Genomic DNA, 15,926 nt, shown 5'->3' on the forward strand with positions numbered 1-15,926 from the left:
GTGTAAATCGCGCGATTCTCACTGCATTCGCATGCGCGCGAGCACCTCGGGTCGCTCCCCGGCGCCGCCATCGCCCAGCGGATCTCGCGAGAGCGCGATCACGGCGTCGCGATCGCGCTCGCCGCGGACGCGCTCGCCGCGCGCGAGCATCGCCTCCACCTCGGGCGTCGACGCGAGATCGATCACGAGGTGCAGTCGATCGGGCCCGGTGTTGATCGCGCCGTGCGGGCGGCTGTTGTTGAACGCCCAGACGCTCCCCGCGGGCATGTGCACGAAGCCACCCGAGACCATCAGGCGCGCGCCCGGGGTGGTCACGAGCGGCACGTGGATGCGGTGGTGCTCGTCCCAGTGCTGCGTGTTGTCGACGTGCATCCGGATCTGCGAGCGCGCGGGGGAGAGACCGATCCACGCGAGCGGCGCGCGCACCGGGAACGCCTCGTCGAGCAGCGCGCATACGCGCGGGAGCGTCGCGAGGATCGGCGCGTCGACGTCCTTGCCGGTGATGAGCTCGTCGCCCGGGAGCGCGCCCGGCGGGCCCGCCCGCAGCACGCAGAACCTCGTACCGCGATGCCACTTCCACAGGCTCGACACGTACGGCAGCGCGCCCGCGCGCTCGAGCTCGTCCACGAGCGGCGCGACGTCGACCTGCATCGGAAGACGGATGAAGTCGTAGTCCTTCGGGGCGGCGTTCGGGCTGCGGACGTGCTTGCGCTGGTACATGGCGGCTCGCATCGGAGGCTCCTCTCTGCAGGTGATCGCGGCGACGAGCGCGCCGACGTCGGGCACGCCGAGGCCGGTCGCGGGGCTCCACGCGCTGGTCGCGACGTAGCCGGGCACGCGCTTCCAGGTGCGACGCCCACGCGCATCGAGCGCGGGAAGATCGAGATCGGTCGCGCCCTCGGTGATCGGGTGGAGAGAGCGCATCGCGTAGAGCAACGGCGCGACGTGGCCGACGCGCGGTCGATCGACGCGACGTCGCGCTTCGTTCGCGCACGCGAGGATCGCGGCCCAGATCGGGGCGGCGAGGCTCGTCCCGCCTGCGTCGTCGCGCCACGCGTCGTCGAGCAGCGCGCGGTACGCGTGCGCGGGGCCCCACGCAGCGAGCGCGACGTCGGGCTGCGCGCGTCCGTGCGGAACGACCGCGGTTCCGTCGCTGCGTGCGTACGACGCAGCGAGCACGTCGCGCTGCCACGCGGGGATCGCGACGGTCTCGCTGAACCCGCCGCTGCTCGCCAGATGCGGCAGATGCACCGCGTCGCGGATCGCGTCCGAGACCGGTGCGCTCCACGCGCGCTCGCGCCAGCGCTCGACGTCGATGACCTGGGTGCCACCGACGCTGAGCACGCGGGCCTCGCAGCCCGGGAACGTCGCGTGAGGCGCGAGCGACGCGCACACCGGTCCAGCGGGCGTGAGCACCCGCGGGAACCCGCCGCACGCGCCCCAGTCGCCGCTCGCCGCGATCACGCTCACGCCGAGCACTGCGGCTTGATCGAGCAGCGCCGCGAAGCCCTCGCGGCCGTGCACCCGTCGATGCTGTCGCTCGGGCGTGCTCCAGCTGGTGACCGCGATCGTCGGGGCGCGCGCGGCATCGTCCAGCACCGCCTCGAGGAACGTGCTCCACGGATCCGCGACCAGCGCGGGATCGATCACGTACACGACGACACGCGCGGCCGGCGCGAGCGCGCCGATCCACTGCACGCTCATGGTGGTCTCGAAGCGCGCGCTCGGATCGCTCGCGCACGCGCCGAGCGCGGTGAGGGGCACGAGATCGATCTCGGGAAGCGGTACGTCGTGCGCGCGCCAGAACCCGTCCAGATCCTCGGCGCGCGGCACCCCGCCGAGCGCCATCACCGCGATGGTCTCGCCGCGTCCTCGCAGCATCGGATCGAAGCGATACCCGCGCCGCACGTCCGCGGGCGCGATACCGCGCTCGGGCGGCGCGACGACGCGCTCGGTCGCGCGCACTCGAGACACCGGAGGGGCGACGTGATCGTGGGCGAGCGCGAGCGCACGCACGCGACCGCGCAGTGGCTCGGGCAGCGAGAGCGCGAGCTCGGGCCCGAGGCGTCGCTCCGCGATCAGCGTGCGCACGATGGCCGCGCCGAACATCGACGTGAGCGCTGCCGCGTCGGTCGAGACCGAGATCGATCGCGGCCCGTCGACCGCGCGCGCCGCACGCGACGCGCCGTGACGACCGAGCCATGCGCGCATCGCTGCGCGCTCTCTCGCGTCGATCACGACGCGCTGCTCGAGCGCAGCGCGGTCGAGGTACGCGCCATACTGCGGGCTCTTCGGATCCGACACCGCGTCGGCGAGCTCGCGCAGCGCGATCGGATCACGCGGCGCGAGCTCGATCGTCAGCCGCACGCCCCGCCCTCGATCACCGACGCGCGAGGCTCCACGACACGCACGAACCCCTTCAGCGCGGCGATGCGCACGAGGTCGAGCGCGGCCTTGCGCACCACGCGCGGATCGGTGCCCGCGGGCATCACGCTCGGCGCGCGCTCGAGCAGCTCGCTCACCGTGCGACAGCGCTGCAGCACCTCGGCGATCGGCGCGAGCGCGGCATCGATGCGCGCCGGGACGGCCGCGAGACGGTGCGTCATGTCGGGCTCTTCGGTGACGAGGTCGTGATAGACCTCGAGCGATCCGATCACGCCGCGCTCGAGGTTCGGCTCGGTGCGCAGATCGACGCGGAACGGCGCGACCAGCTCGAGCGCGCAGGCAGGCAGCACGTCGTGCGAGGGCACGCCGGGCACGTGGTAGATGCGCTCGAGGCCGCGCCCTCCGCCCGTGATGCCCTGGAGCAGCGGCACCACGACCTCGGCCGCGGCACCGAGCGCGCGCGGCACCGGGAAGAAGCCCGCGGTCGCCATCGTGAACGCCTGGCGATCGCTCAGCGAGAGGCGCCCCGACGCGTTCACGAGCTGCTGCGCCTCCCACCACCACGAGGGCGCCGCCTTGTTGTTGCCGTAGAAGTAGCGCGCGAGGCGCAGGAACGCGCCGTACTCGCCGCGCAGGTAGTCCGCGTACGCGCGCCACAACGAGCTCGCCGGGAGATCGGCACGACGACGCGCGGTCAGCCAGGTGTACGCCGCGCGATGCCCGGTCTGCAGCGCGAGCGTCACGCCCGTCGAGAGGATCGGATCGACGAACATCGCGGCGTCACCCGCGGCCGCCCAGCCCTCGCCGACCGGCTCGCGCGCCCACGACGACCAGTCTCGGCACGCGCCGACGCGCGCGTTGCCCGGCAGGACGTCGTCGCGAAGCGTCGCGTTCTCGACGAGCCCCGCGACCTCGGGGCACGAGCGCAGCATCTCCCAGAAGAACGTCTCGAGATCGACGTCCTTCAAGCGATCCTTGAAGTGGCGCGTGTTCGTCACCGCGCCGACCGTCATCAGGTCCTCGCCGAGCGGGAAGTACCAGATCCATCCCTTCTCGACCGCGGCGATGAAGACCGTCGAGCGATCCTTCGTGCCGCTGTACGTGACCTTCCACTCCGCGTTCCGCAGATATCCGTAGACCGCGAAGTTGTTGAGCGAGTCGTCATGAATTCGCTGACCTCGCGTGAGCAGGCTCGACAGACCGCTCGCGTCCATCACGAAGCCCGCGCGGATCGTCCCGCGCGCGCCCTGATCGTCCTCCCACGCGATCACGTGCGCACTCGTTCCCGGCACGCGCGTCACCGCGGTCGCGCGCGTGCCCTCGCGCACCTCGGCGCCGAAGCGCTCCGCGTTGCGCAGCAGGATGTCGTCGAACTTCGAGCGCTCGACGTTGAACGCGGAATACGGCGTGTCGCGCTTGTTGCCGTCGCCGAGCAGCGCCTCGAAGTCCTGTCCCGTGACCTCGATGATCTCCGCGCCGTCGTGCTTCGTCGTGGTGCGCAGCGTGAGGTAGTCCGCGTTCCACGGCTGACGATCGCGACCCCACACGAAGGTCACGCCCATCTTCTTCACGAAGGGCGACGCGAGCAGCGTCTCGTAGACGCCGAGATCCTTGAACACGCCGTTCGCAGCGGGGATCGTCGACTCGCCGATGCGCCAGCGCGGGAAGCGCTCCTTCTCGAGCACCAGGACGCGCGCCTCGGGTGCGTACTTCTTCGCGATCGCCGCGAACGTGCTGCCCGCGGGCCCTCCCCCGAGCACGACGCAGTCCACCATCTCCACGCTCGTCGCCATCGTCTCTCTCTCCTGGTGATCGAAAAGGGCAAGCGCCCTCGGGCTCGTGCGCGACGAGCCCGAGGGCAGCGCGTCTCAGAAGCCGAAGTTCACGTCGGTGAGCGGCGCGCTCTCGAGCTCGACGACCTCGAGCGTCTCCGCGCTCTCCTTCACCTCGAAGCGCTCGCGCGCCTCGCGGGTCTCCATGTCGATCGTCGCGTCGTGCTGCTGCTGGCTGTCGTTGCGCTCCATGTGCTCTCTCTCCTGCGGTGGTTGGTTTGGGGGGTCGTGGACACACGTCGTCCGTTCGCGCGTCGAGCCCTCGGGCCCGCGCGTGCTCTTCTCGTCGGGTGGTGATCGCGCTCAGCGCGTCAGCAGCGCTGCGATCTCTTCGTCCGGCGGATGTCCGTCGGGCGGCGGCGCGAAGCAGAGGCGCGCGGTCTCGTGCACCGCGATCGCGACCTCTCGTCGCTCGCTCCCGCTGGAGCGCGCCACCACGCGGACCGTCTCCGCGACGTGATCTCCGTCGCTGCCGATCGCGCTGTGCACGCGCAGGCAGCGCGTCGCGCGCACGCCGGGCGCGAGGACGGCCTCGATGCGACTCACGTCCTCGGCGCGCACGGTCGTCGCGAGGCGCTCGAGCGCGTACGCGTACCCGACGCAGCGGATCGGATCGGGCGCGGTCGCGTAGCGCGTGAAGATCTCGACGAGGCGCGCTGCGATCGGCGGCATGATCGACGCGACCACGCGCTCGGCGTCGTAGCCCATCGCCGCGAGATCACGCAGCGCGAGCCGATCGTGGGACGTCTCTTCGCGCGCTCGGTCGCGCGCCCACGTCGCGAGCGCGTGGCGCCCGCGCGCCTCGAAGCGCGTCGCGGCCTCCTCGAGCAAGCGCGGCGTCGAGTGCGTCAGGTGATAGAGGCCCACGAGGCGCCACGCCCAACGGACCGGCGTGATCGCGGGCACGAGCTCTTCGCGCGCCGCGGAGAACGCCGCGCGGATCGCGCCGTCGAGCAGCCATCGCGTCGCGCGCTCGTGTTCGTCGTCGCTCGCGAAGCGCAGCGTCGGCGCGTCCTGCTGCACGTCCGCGCGCACGATCAGCGCGCGCTCCTCGCTCGCCATCACGCGCAGCTGCGGTGTGAGCTGCGCCCATTCGATCGTCGCGTTCATCGTGGGCCACCGCTAGAGCAACCGAGGTGCCACGCCGTGCTCTTGAGCGATCGTTCATGATCTCCGGGATCTCGTGCGCCGCGAGCGCGTGCGCGAACGGTGCGCGCCGCGTGCGCGCACGACGCCAATGGGTTGGCATCGCGCCAGCGCACGGGAGCGGGCCTTTACTCCCGCGGTGCGTTCCTCCTAGGCTCCCGTCTCCCGCACGTGCGGGCTCTCGCGCGCGCCCTCGGCGCGGTGGTCGCGAGGGCCTCTTTCGATGCGAGCCTCGGGTCCTAGAGAGCCCCGACGCCGCATCCCAGCAGAGACCCCGGAGGAAGATCATGGCCTTCACGCTCCCCGAGCTCCCCTACGCGAAGGACGCGCTCGCGCCGCACATCTCGGCCGAGACGCTCGAGTTCCACCACGGAAAGCACCACGCGACCTACGTCACGAACCTGAACAAGTTCGTGGACCAGGATCCCTCGCTCCAGGGCAAGAGCCTCGAGGACATCATCCGCACGTCGAAGGGCCCCGTGTTCAACAACGCGGCGCAGGTGTGGAACCACACGTTCTACTGGCACTCGATGCGGCCGGGCGGCGGTGGTGAGCCGACGGGCGCGATCAAGGGCGCGATCGACAAGAGCTTCGGCTCGTTCGCGACGTTCAAGGAGCAGTTCAGCGCGAAGGCCGTCGGTCACTTCGCGAGCGGCTGGGCGTGGCTCGTGAAGAACGGCGACAAGCTCGAGATCGTCGACACGCACGACGCGGGCACGCCGCTCACGATGGATCGCAAGCCGATCCTCACGTGCGACGTCTGGGAGCACGCGTACTACGTCGACTACCGCAACGCGCGCGCGAAGTACGTCGAGTCGTGGTGGAACCTGGTGAACTGGGACCACGCGAACAGCCAGCTCTGATCGCTGCCGCCGACCAAGCGAAGAGGCCGCCTCCGGGCGGCCTTCTTCGTTCCGTCAGCCGCAGACGTCCTGGAACAGATCGGTGCTGAAGTAGCGCTCCATGCGATCGCACAGCACCGTCGCGATGGTGTGCCCGGGCCCGAGGCGACGCGCGAGCGCGCGCGCCGCCGCGTAGTTGAGCCCGCTCGAAGGGCCCACCGGGAAGCCGCGACGACAGAGCGAGCGCGCCGCGTCGATCGCGTCGCGCTCGAGCACGCGCACGTCGTCGTCGAGCCCGATGCGCGCGGGATCGAGGATCGCGGAGAGCCCGTCGACCACGCCGGGGATCCCGCCGCAGATCTCGGGCTGGCCCGAGAAACACGGGCTGTTCTTCTCGGGCATCGCGCGCGCGACGCGCGCCGGATGACCTGCGTCGCGAAGCGCGCTCGCGATCCCCATCAGCGTCCCGCCCGTGCCGACACCCGCGACGAAGCCGTGGATCGTCGTGCCCACCTGCGCGATGAGCTCGGGCCCGGTGTGCCGCTCGTGCGCGCGCGCGTTGAGCGGGTTCTCGAACTGACGCGCGAGGAACACGCGCGCATCGCGCGCCGCCATCGCGCGCGTCTCCTCGATCGCGCCGACGAGACCGCCGGCCTGCGGCGTGAGCACGCACTCGCCGCCGTAGCGCTTGATGATCAGCATGCGCTCGCGGCTGACGTTCTCGGGCATCACCGCGCAGAAGCGAACGCCGAGCGCGGCGCACGCCATCGCGAACGCGATCGACGTCGAGCCGCTCGACGCCTCGACGACGATCGAGTCCTCGCGGATGACGCCGGTCTCGACGCCGTGCGACAGGATGAACGCTGCGACACGATCCTTCGTCGAGCCGCTCGGCAGCAGGTACTCGAGCTTCAGCCAGATGGTGCAGCCGGTCTCGGGGTCGTCGATCGGCACGCTCGGCGTGCTGCCGGCGAGCCGTGAGAGCCACGCCTTTCGTTCGACGATCGAGCGCTGTGCGAGCGACATGCGGCGCAGTCTAGACGCGAACCAGCGCGCGCGGGGCTCCGGTATGCTCACGCTTCGATGCGCCGGTTGCTCGCGCTCCTGACGTGCCTGGGCGCGTGCGCGCCGGATGCGGCCGTGCACGAGACGGAGCTCGTCGCGTCGCAGATCGACCCGAGCGCGGGCACCGACGAGCGCCCGAGCGTCGACGTCGTGCTCCACGGGCGCGTCGTGGCTCGTCGCGCGAGCGCGGCGGTGCGCCTCGGCGAAGGCGCCGCGTACCTCGCGCGCGACGGGCGCCTCGTCGTGATCGACGGCGCGGGGCGCGAGCGCTCGCTCGGCGACGACGTGCTCGCACCGCCGATCACCGACGGATCGCGGCTCGTGTGGTCGGACGCCCAGGCGACGATATTCGAGCTGCGCGACGCCGAGCCGGTGGAGCTCGCGCGCGCGCCCGGCACGATGGCGCCGCTCGCGATCCTCGAGGACGGCTCGATCGCGCTCGTCGGCAGCACGAACGGCGGCGTCGCAGGGCTCTGGATCCTCGACGACGAGCTTCGCTGCCTGACGAACTGCGCGCTTCGCACCGGACGCGCGTGGGGCGACGACTACGTGCCTCCTCCGTCGGGCGCGTCGATCCATCGCGACGGAGAGCACGTCGTGTTCGTCGCAGCCGACGGCGTGACGCACCGGGTGCCCCGATGAAGCGCGTGCTGCTCGCGGCGCTCGTGCTCTTCGCGCCGGCGCGCGCCGAGGCGCAGACGTTCCGTCGCCCCTTCGCGTGCGACGAGTGCATCGCGAACTGGTTCTACTTCGATCACACCGGCGAGACCGCGGGCACCCAGGACTGGAGCTGCGAGGGCTCGACCTACGAAGGGCATCGCGGCACCGACTTCTCGCTGCGCGGAGGGCTCGCCGCGATCGACGTCGGGCACGACGTGGTCGCCGCCGCCGACGGCGAGGTCGTGCGCGCACAGGACGGCTTCTTCGATCGCTGCACCGCGTGCGGCGGCGACAACTGCGGCACCGCGTTCGGGTTCGGATACGGGAACCACGTCGTGATCGATCACGGCGACACCCGCGTCGTCTACGCGCACCTCCGCAACGGCAGCGTGCGCGTCGCGCCCGGCGATCGCGTGACGTGCGGGCAAGTGCTCGGACAGATCGCCAGCTCGGGCTGCAGCACCGGCGCGCACCTGCACTTCGAGACGCGACCACCGGGGGGTGCCTCGGCGAGCGCGTTCGATCCATTCGCCGGCGCGTGCTCGCCGACGTCGCCGTCACGATGGAGCGAGCAGGGCGCGCACCGCGGCATCCCGAGCGCGACGTGCGGCGCAGCGCCGACGTGCCCCGACGGCACGTTCCCGATCTGGACGTGCGACGAAGCGCGCACCGCCCGACGTCGCTGCGTCGACGGCGTCGACACCACGGAGCCCTGCGCGTGGGGCTGCATCTCGATGCCGTCCGGTACCGACGACGCGTGCGCCCCCGCGCCCGACGCCGACGCCGACGGTGCGAGCGCGGACCTCGACTGCGACGACACCGATCCCGACGTCCACCCCGGCGCGATCGACACGTGCGGCGACGCGATCGATCAGGACTGCGCGGGAGGCGATCTCCTCTGCCGCGGCGATGACGGCGGCGCTGCGCTCGACGCGGGAGCGCGCGACCCGGCGAGCATCTCGGGCAGCTGCGGATGCCGCGTCGGCGCGCGGACGCACACGACGGCCGTCACGTCGTTCCTCGTCGCCGCCACGATCGCGCTGCGGATCCGCCAGCGACGATCCAAGCCCTCCCCGCGCGTTTGCGACTAAGCTCGACTCACGTGCCCGCCCTGGCCCAGCTCGTCCCCGGACACGTCTTCGCGCGGGACTTCCGCATCCTGCATCTGCTCGCCGAAGGCGGCATGGGCGCGGTGTACGTCGTCGAACAGCTCTCGACCGGCAAGCGACGCGCGCTGAAGGCGATGCTCCCGCAGCTCGTCGTCGATGCGCGCGCGCGCGAGCGCTTCGCGCAAGAAGCGCGCATCGCGGCGCACATCGAGAGCGAGCACGTCGTCGAGACGGTCGCCGCGGGCATCGACGAGCCCACGGGCTTGCCCTGGCTCGCGATGGAGCTGCTCGAAGGGCGCGATCTCTCGCACGCGCTGCGCGAGCGCGGCGCGCTGCCGCCGAGCGAGGTGTTCGAGATCCTCCAGCAGCTCGGCGACGGCCTCGGTGCGGCGCACGCGAAGGGCATCGTCCATCGTGATCTCAAGCCCGAGAACCTGTTCATCGCGGTGAGCCGCCGCCGCGGCGTGCCCTTCACGCTGAAGATCCTCGACTTCGGCATCGCGAAGCTCACGCAGGAGTCGCGCGCCACCGCGTCGACCACCGCGGCCGTCGGCTCGCCGATGTGGATGGCGCCCGAGCAGACCGAGCAGCACGCGCGCATCCGTCCCGCGACCGACGTCTGGGCGCTCGGTCTCGTCGCGTTCTACCTGCTCACCGGGCGCTCCTACTGGCGCGTCGCCAACCACCCCGAGGTGCGCCTCACCGCGCTGTTCACCGAGGTGCTCGTCACGCCGCTCGAGCCCGCGTCGGTGCGCGCCGCGCAGCTCGGCGTCGGTCATCTCGTGCCCGCGGGCTTCGACGCGTGGCTCGCTCGATGCCTCGACCGCGATCCCGAGCGTCGCTTCCCCGACGCGCGCGTCGCGCTCGCGTCGCTCTCGCCCGGCCTCTCGCTGCGCGACGATGCGCCGCACGTCCCGATGACGCACGAGCATCGTCGCGTGGTGCCGCCGACCGTCGCGATGACGCCCTCGCCCGTGCACCCGCACGCGCCGACGCCGTACGCGCCGCAGGGTTGGGCGCCACACCCGCACGCGAGCACGCCGTACGCGGTGCACTCCCCTTCGACGGCGACCGGGTCGCTGCCCGCGTCGCGATCGACCACCACGCGCAGCATCGCGCTCGCGCTCGGGCTCGTCGCGACGCTCGTCGGCGCGGGGCTCAGCGCGTTCGGTGGGCTGGTGCTGTGGCAGCGCTTCGCCCAGCGCGAGGCGCCGCCCCCGCCGCGCCTCGTCGCGCACGCGCAGATCGACGCGGGCGCGCAGGCGCAGATCGACGCGGGCGCGCACGCCGACGCGGCGCTCGCGATCGCCGACTCCGGCCCGGTGATCGTCGCGCCGACCGCGCACGATGCAGGGACCCACGCGTCGCGCGCGCGCAGCGAGGTGCAGCGCGATCCCACGCCGCCGGGCGACGACGTCACGCGCTTCGTCTGGTCCGAGGGCGCGCGACGTCGATGGCGCGGCACGTGGAGCGGCCAGGGCTGGCGCTACGCGATCACCATCGCGCTCCGCCGCGACGGCCGCGACGCGTCGGGCACGATCGAGTGGCGCCTGCTCGAGACGCCCCGGCCCGACTTCCAGTCGCGCATCGGCCACCAGGCCGAGGAGCTCGTCGAAGGCCACTACGACGAGGCCACCGGCGCGCTCGACCTCGCGGGATACCAGAGCTCCGATCCCACGCTCGTCTCGACCGATCACTACGATCTCCGTGTGGCCGCGAGCGGCGCGATCAGCGGTCGATCCCAGAGCGACGGCGGCCGCGTCTCCGCGCGCCCCGCGGACTGATTTTCCGAGATCATTGCGACGATCGGGCCGTACGGGTACACCCCCGGCGCATGGCCCTCGTCCTCTACAACACGCTCACGTCGAAGAAGGAGCCCTTCGCTCCCCAGGATCCGTCGAACGCGCGGATCTACGTGTGCGGCCCGACCGTCTACGATCTGTCGCACCTGGGCCACGCTCGCTGTTACGTCGTCTACGACGTGCTCGTGCGTCACCTGCGCGCGCGCGGACAGACGCTCACGTACGTCCGCAACGTCACCGACATCGACGACAAGATCCTCGCGCGCAGCCGCCAGAGCGGCGAGACGCCGGATGCGCTCACCGCGCGCATGACCGACGCGTTCCTCGAGGACATGGACGCGCTGCGCAACGTGCGCCCCGACATCGAGCCGCGCGTGAGCGAGCACCTCGCGGAGATCGTCGCGCTCATCGAGACGCTCATCGAGAAGGGCGCCGCGTACGCGAAGGACGGCGACGTCTACTTCCGCGTCCACGCGTTCCCCGAGTACGGCAAGCTCTCGCACCGCACGCTCGAAGCGCTCGCGTCGGGCGCGAGCGGCCGCGTCGACGAGAGCGAGACGCGCAAGAAGGAAGACCCCGCGGACTTCGCGCTCTGGAAGGGCGCGCCCGCGGACGAGTGGGGCTGGCCGAGCCCGTGGGGCCACGGACGTCCCGGGTGGCACATCGAGTGCTCGGCGATGTCGATGAAGCACCTCGGCGAGACGCTCGATCTGCACGGCGGCGGGCTCGATCTCGTCTTCCCGCACCACGAGAACGAGATCGCGCAGAGCGAGGCCGCGACCCACAAGCCGTTCGCGAAGCACTGGATGCACAACGGGTTCGTCGAGGTCGAGAAGACCAAGATGAGCAAGAGCCTCGGCAACTTCTTCACGGCGCGCGCGCTGTTCGAGCGGCACGAGCCCGAGGCGATCCGCTTCGCGATGCTGACGGTGCACTACCGGAGCCCGCTGAACCTCGACTGGACGCTCGACGACGCGGGGAACGTCACGGGCTTCCCGCTCTTCGAGGACGCGGAGAAGCGCGTCGAGTACGTCTACACGACGCGCCAGCGGCTCGCGTCGATCGACCCCGCGCGCATCGTCGCGACCGGCGAGATCCCCGAGGCAATCGCGCGCTTCCCGCAGGAGCTCGCGGGCGCGCTCGACGACGATCTCAACAGCGCGATCGCGATCGCGACCGCGAGCGAGATGCTCAAGCAGGTCAACGAGCTCGTCGAGCAGAGCAAGCGCAAGAAGGGCACCGTCGCGCGCGGCGCGATCGAGGCCGCGGAGCGCGCGCTCGCGGCGCTCGACACCGAGCTCGGGATCGGCGGACAGGACGCGAACGCGGTGCTGATGCGCATCCGCGAGCGTCGCGCGAAGGCGCGCGGGATCACCGAGGCACAGGTCGAGGACAAGATCCGCGAGCGCCGCGCGGCGCGCGACGCCAAGGACTTCGCGCGCGCGGACGCGCTCCGCGACGAGCTCGTGGCGATGGGCGTCGAGCTCATGGACGGCCCGACGGGGACGACCTGGCGCATCCCCTGATCGCGCCGACGCGAGTATGCTCGGAAGCTCGATGAGCGAGCTGCCGGCACCGATGGCTCAGGGCGATCTCGCGAAGACGCCCTTCGCGCACGCGCTCCTCTACTGCCATCAGCGCGAGCTCACCGGGACGCTCGTGGTGTGGCCCGAGCGCAACGAGTCGCCGCCGGGCCAGGAGCGCATCCGCTTCGAGAAGGGCGCGCTCGTCGCGGCACGTCTCACGCAGCGCGCGGGCGCGCTCGATCGCGGGCTCCTGCCGCTCTTCGCGCGCGCGTCGGGGCCGTACGCGTTCTACGCGGACGTCGATCTCGTGGGCAGTGGTGACGCGGTCCGCAGCGGGCGCGTCGATCCGATGGTGCTGCTCGCGGCATCGCTGCGCGGCCCCTCGCGCGACGACGTGGTCGAGTCGGTGCTCGCGGGCTTCGGCGACGTGCCGGTGCGCATGAAGCCCGGCGCGGATCTCCGGCGCTTCGAGCTGCTGCCGAAGGAGAGCGCGTTCGTCGAGGTGATCCGCGCCGCGCCCGCGTCGGTGCGCGAGCTCGCGCCGCAGTGCGAGCTCGGCGAGACGATCGGCAAGCGCTTGCTCTACCTCTTCGCGGTCACGAAAAGCCTCGAGGCGTACGGAGGCTCGGTCGCGAGCACGTCGTCGTCGTCGGGCACGTCGCTGCGCCCCTCGATGCCGAGCGCGCCCGCCGCACCGCCGACGAGCGAGCGCCCGCCCGCCGCCGCGAGCTCCGCCGCAGCGCGCGCCCGGAGGATGCTGGAGCTCGAGCTCCCGCCCGAGCCGCCCGCGGGCCTGAGCGCCGATCACCTCGCGTTCTGGCGCGACGTCACGCGCGTGCTGCGCGAGATCGATCGGCAGAGCTACTTCGAGATGCTCGGGATCCCCAAGGACGCGGGCGCCGATGCAGTGCGAAAGGCCTACTTCGGGCTCGTGAAAAAGTGGCACCCCGACCGCGTGCCCGCGGAGCTCGCGACGCTGAAGCCGTTCGTCGAGCGCATCTTCCACCAGCTCACATCGGCGCAGGACGCGCTCTGCGACGAGAAGAAGCGCGGCAACTACATGCGCGTGCTCTCCGACGGCGGCGGCACGCCCGAGTCCGAGCGCAAGCTCGGGGCGGTGCTCCAGGCCGCGATGGATCATCAGAAGGCGGAGGTGCTGATCCGCCGTCGCGACTTCGCGGGCGCGATCGAGCTCATGCGCGGCGCGATCGTGATGAGCCCGGAGGACGCGGACGCGCACGCCACGCTCGGGTGGGCGATGTTCCAGCTCGATCCTGGCGTCGAGCGCGCGTCCGAGATGCTCGCGTCGGTCGACACCGCGCTCACGCTGAACCCGAAGAGCGATCGCGCGCACTTCTATCGCGCGATGATCCTCCGTCGCCTCGGCCGCGAGAGCGACGCGGTCGCGGCGTTCGGGCAGGCCGCGGCGCTGAACCCGAAGAACCTCGACGCGGTGCGCGAGGTCCGGCTCGCGCAGATGCGCGGCGGCGGCAAGATGCCCGACGCGCAGAAGAGCGGCGCCGCAGTGCGCCCGGACGCGACGAAGCGCCCGGACGCGACGAAGCCCGCGACGCAAGGCGGCGCGGGCCTCTTCTCGAAGATCTTCGGCGGAAAGAAGGACTAGCTCAGCGGAGGTCGACGTCGACCGTGCGCGTCACGGTCACGCGCGCGTACGCGTCGTCGAGCCCGGGCACGTCCACCGGCGTCACGCGCACCCGACGCACGCGGAGGGTCGCACCCCCGTCGGGCGCGAGGATCGCGAGGGACTCCGCGTCCACCCGGAACGCGCCGTCGTCGTTCGCCGCGCACGCGAGCACGTCGCCGTGGGCGCGCACCTCGATCTCGATGGTGTCGCGGGGATCACCCGCGGCCCAGACCACGTCGAACCCGCCGTCGCGCGAGAGCGAGCCGACCTCGCCCGCCATCGTTCCGTCGATGCGTAGCTCCGCGGGCTCGGCGGGCGCCGGGACGACCGCGTCGAACGCCGCGATCTCGTCGCTGCCCGCGGCGCGGAACGCGTACTCGTCGAGATCGGCGCGCGGCACCGCCAGCTCCGCATCGCCCGCGTAGAACACGCCGGCGAGCACGCTCGCGAGGTCCGGGAACGCGCGCGGCGAGAGGCGCGCCTCGGTGCCCGCCACGCGGACCTGGATCGTCCCGACGTCGAGCAGCTCGACCTCGGCGCTCCCGACCCCCAACGGATCGGCCCCGAGCGCATCGTCCGCGCCGACGAACGCGCAGCTCTCGGGGGACGCCGCGGCGCCGCTGCCCAGGAGCCCGAGCACCGATGGGCCGTCGAGCCCGCGGTATCGCGCGAAGGCCGCGCTCAGCACCGTCGGGCCCGCCTCGAGCTCACCCTCGCCCGCGAAGCGCTCGACGTGCAGCACGCCCACGGACCCTTCGGTCGCCGACGCCGGGGTCACGCCGACCGGGTCGGCACCGCAGCCGACTCCCGCCAGCGCGAGGATCAGCGCAAGCGTCGAACGAAAAGGTGAGCGCACGACCGGCAGTGTAGCGGCGCGCCCCGACCACGGGCAAGCCGGCGGCGAGGCCGCGGGACGCCCTTCCCCTTCGGTCCGCTGCACTTCAGTCTCCTCCCGCTGCTGCACCATGCCTTCTCCTGCGCTCGAACAGCTCATCGCCCAACTCCGCGCCCTGCGACCGCCGGATCTGGAGACGCGTGGCCTCGACCCGCTGCAGGTCCGACGCGCCCTCGAGACGTTCTCGGCCGCGGTCACGCCCGGCCTCGACGTGCGCGAGGTCGATCTCATGCGCGACCTCGCGCCCGACGATCCGCGCTACGACGACGAGGACGCGGTGTTCATGCCCGCGGAGTGGGTCGTGCCCCGCGGCGCGGACGTGACGCAGCGGCTCGTCTATCTGCACGGCGGCGGATACGTCGCCGGCTCGCCGCGCACCCATCGCGGCCTCGTCACCCGCATCGCGCGCGCGGCGAACATGGTCGCGCTGGTGCCCGACTACCGGCTCGCGCCCGAGCATCGGTTCCCCGCGGCGCTCGAGGACGCGCGCGTCGCGCTCGCGCACGCGTTCGATCACGGGCCGGACGGAGAGCAGCCCGCGACGCGCGTCGTGCTCGCGGGAGACTCCGCCGGCGGCGGGCTCGTCATCTCCACGCTCGTCGCGGCACGTGACGCAGGCGAGCGCCTGCCGGCGCGCGCGGCGACGCTCTCCGCGTGGGCCGACCTCGAAGCATGCGGCGAGTCGGTGGTGTCGCGCGCGGGCGTCGATCCGATGCTCCCCGCGTCGCTGCTGAAGGGCTGGTGCCGCCACTATCTCGGCGACATCGATCCGCGGCATCCGCTCGCCTCGCCGATCCACGCGGACCTCCGCGGGCTGCCTCCGCTGCTGCTGCAGGTCGGCGACGCCGAGGTGCTGCTCGACGACTCGGTGCGCCTCGCCGCGCGCGCGAAGGAGGCCGGCGTCGAGGTCACGCTCGAGGTGTTCGACGACCTCTTCCACGTGTTCCAGGCGTTCGCCGGCGCGCTGCCCGAAGGGCGCGCTGCGATCGCGACGATCGGCGCGTTCCTGCGCGCGTGAC

Annotated in this window: 13 protein-coding genes; 7 read left to right on the forward strand and 6 right to left on the reverse strand. The window is 72.2% G+C overall.

All coding sequences use genetic code 11. The annotated features are described in order from the left end of the window. Positions 1-18: 18 nt before the first annotated feature. The 4 genes from DB32_RS45580 to DB32_RS24955 all read right to left on the reverse strand — a co-directional run bounded on the left by DB32_RS45580 (position 19) and on the right by DB32_RS24955 (position 5,327). The gene (locus DB32_RS45580; RefSeq protein WP_053235144.1) at positions 19-2,367 is read right to left on the reverse strand and encodes a protease pro-enzyme activation domain-containing protein; all 2,349 of its coding nucleotides are present in this window, start codon (positions 2,365-2,367) and stop codon (positions 19-21) included. Then, positions 2,358-4,178 (reverse strand): NAD(P)/FAD-dependent oxidoreductase, encoded by a 1,821-nt coding sequence (locus DB32_RS24950; protein WP_053235145.1) that lies wholly within the window; start codon positions 4,176-4,178, stop codon positions 2,358-2,360. Before DB32_RS24950 ends, DB32_RS45580 begins: the two co-directional genes overlap by 10 nt. A 75-nt stretch (positions 4,179-4,253) precedes the next feature. Next, entirely contained in the window at positions 4,254-4,409 is a 156-nt protein-coding gene (locus tag DB32_RS47065) for a hypothetical protein (protein ID WP_157069369.1), read from the reverse strand. A gap of 111 nt (positions 4,410-4,520) precedes the next feature. After that, entirely contained in the window at positions 4,521-5,327 is an 807-nt protein-coding gene (locus tag DB32_RS24955; protein WP_053235146.1) for a hypothetical protein, read from the reverse strand. A 323-nt stretch (positions 5,328-5,650) separates the two neighbouring features. Here DB32_RS24955 and DB32_RS24960 point away from each other — a divergent pair, with 323 nt between their 5' ends. Continuing rightward, positions 5,651-6,226 carry a superoxide dismutase gene (locus tag DB32_RS24960; protein WP_053235147.1) on the forward strand — a complete coding sequence of 192 codons (576 nt, stop codon included), beginning with the start codon at positions 5,651-5,653 and terminating at the stop codon, positions 6,224-6,226. 54 nt (positions 6,227-6,280) lie between these two features. Here the strand turns inward: DB32_RS24960 and DB32_RS24965 are convergent, their stop codons facing one another. After that, on the reverse strand, positions 6,281-7,231 hold the full coding sequence (locus DB32_RS24965; protein WP_053235148.1) for a PLP-dependent cysteine synthase family protein: 951 nt from the start codon (positions 7,229-7,231) through the stop codon (positions 6,281-6,283). Between the two features lie 57 nt (positions 7,232-7,288). Between DB32_RS24965 and DB32_RS24970 the strand changes: the two genes are divergently transcribed. From DB32_RS24970 to DB32_RS24990, 5 genes are read left to right on the forward strand one after another with little or no spacing between them, the layout of a single operon-like run. Beyond that, entirely contained in the window at positions 7,289-7,912 is a 624-nt protein-coding gene (locus DB32_RS24970) for a hypothetical protein (protein ID WP_157069370.1), read from the forward strand. Then, positions 7,909-9,021 (forward strand): M23 family metallopeptidase, encoded by a 1,113-nt coding sequence (locus DB32_RS24975; protein ID WP_053235150.1) that lies wholly within the window; start codon positions 7,909-7,911, stop codon positions 9,019-9,021. Before DB32_RS24970 ends, DB32_RS24975 begins: the two co-directional genes overlap by 4 nt. Positions 9,022-9,032: 11 nt before the next feature. After that, a complete protein-coding gene (locus DB32_RS24980) occupies positions 9,033-10,823 on the forward strand; it encodes a serine/threonine-protein kinase (RefSeq protein ID WP_053235151.1) in 1,791 nt (596 codons plus the stop codon). A 50-nt stretch (positions 10,824-10,873) separates the two neighbouring features. Then, positions 10,874-12,367: a cysteine--tRNA ligase gene (cysS, locus tag DB32_RS24985; protein ID WP_053235152.1), complete on the forward strand. Its 1,494-nt coding sequence runs from the start codon at positions 10,874-10,876 to the stop codon at positions 12,365-12,367. Between the two features lie 31 nt (positions 12,368-12,398). Next, on the forward strand, positions 12,399-13,991 hold the full coding sequence (locus tag DB32_RS24990) for a J domain-containing protein (protein WP_169791546.1): 1,593 nt from the start codon (positions 12,399-12,401) through the stop codon (positions 13,989-13,991). 1 nt (position 13,992) lies between these two features. Here DB32_RS24990 and DB32_RS24995 read toward each other — a convergent pair whose 3' ends face one another. Beyond that, on the reverse strand, positions 13,993-14,754 hold the full coding sequence (locus DB32_RS24995; protein WP_169791547.1) for a hypothetical protein: 762 nt from the start codon (positions 14,752-14,754) through the stop codon (positions 13,993-13,995). A 223-nt stretch (positions 14,755-14,977) separates the two neighbouring features. Here DB32_RS24995 and DB32_RS25000 point away from each other — a divergent pair, with 223 nt between their 5' ends. Further along, positions 14,978-15,925 carry an alpha/beta hydrolase gene (locus tag DB32_RS25000; RefSeq protein ID WP_053235155.1) on the forward strand — a complete coding sequence of 316 codons (948 nt, stop codon included), beginning with the start codon at positions 14,978-14,980 and terminating at the stop codon, positions 15,923-15,925. The last annotated feature ends 1 nt before the right edge of the window (position 15,926 follow it).

This window comes from Sandaracinus amylolyticus (genome assembly GCF_000737325.1).
GTDB classification, from domain to species: Bacteria; Myxococcota_A; Polyangia; order Polyangiales; family Sandaracinaceae; genus Sandaracinus; species Sandaracinus amylolyticus.

Excerpts from the sequence above, each read along its gene's own strand:
- DB32_RS24950 (WP_053235145.1), bottom strand. The coding sequence starts at position 4,178 with ATGGCGACGAGCGTGGAGATGGTGGACTGCGTCGTGCTCGGGGGAGGG.
- DB32_RS47065 (WP_157069369.1), bottom strand. The coding sequence starts at position 4,409 with ATGGAGCGCAACGACAGCCAGCAGCAGCACGACGCGACGATCGACATG.
- DB32_RS24955 (WP_053235146.1), bottom strand. The coding sequence starts at position 5,327 with ATGAACGCGACGATCGAATGGGCGCAGCTCACACCGCAGCTGCGCGTG.
- DB32_RS24960 (WP_053235147.1), top strand. The coding sequence starts at position 5,651 with ATGGCCTTCACGCTCCCCGAGCTCCCCTACGCGAAGGACGCGCTCGCG.
- DB32_RS24965 (WP_053235148.1), bottom strand. The coding sequence starts at position 7,231 with ATGTCGCTCGCACAGCGCTCGATCGTCGAACGAAAGGCGTGGCTCTCA.
- DB32_RS24970 (WP_157069370.1), top strand. The coding sequence starts at position 7,289 with ATGCGCCGGTTGCTCGCGCTCCTGACGTGCCTGGGCGCGTGCGCGCCG.
- DB32_RS24975 (WP_053235150.1), top strand. The coding sequence starts at position 7,909 with ATGAAGCGCGTGCTGCTCGCGGCGCTCGTGCTCTTCGCGCCGGCGCGC.
- cysS (WP_053235152.1), top strand. The coding sequence starts at position 10,874 with ATGGCCCTCGTCCTCTACAACACGCTCACGTCGAAGAAGGAGCCCTTC.
- DB32_RS24990 (WP_169791546.1), top strand. The coding sequence starts at position 12,399 with ATGAGCGAGCTGCCGGCACCGATGGCTCAGGGCGATCTCGCGAAGACG.
- DB32_RS25000 (WP_053235155.1), top strand. The coding sequence starts at position 14,978 with ATGCCTTCTCCTGCGCTCGAACAGCTCATCGCCCAACTCCGCGCCCTG.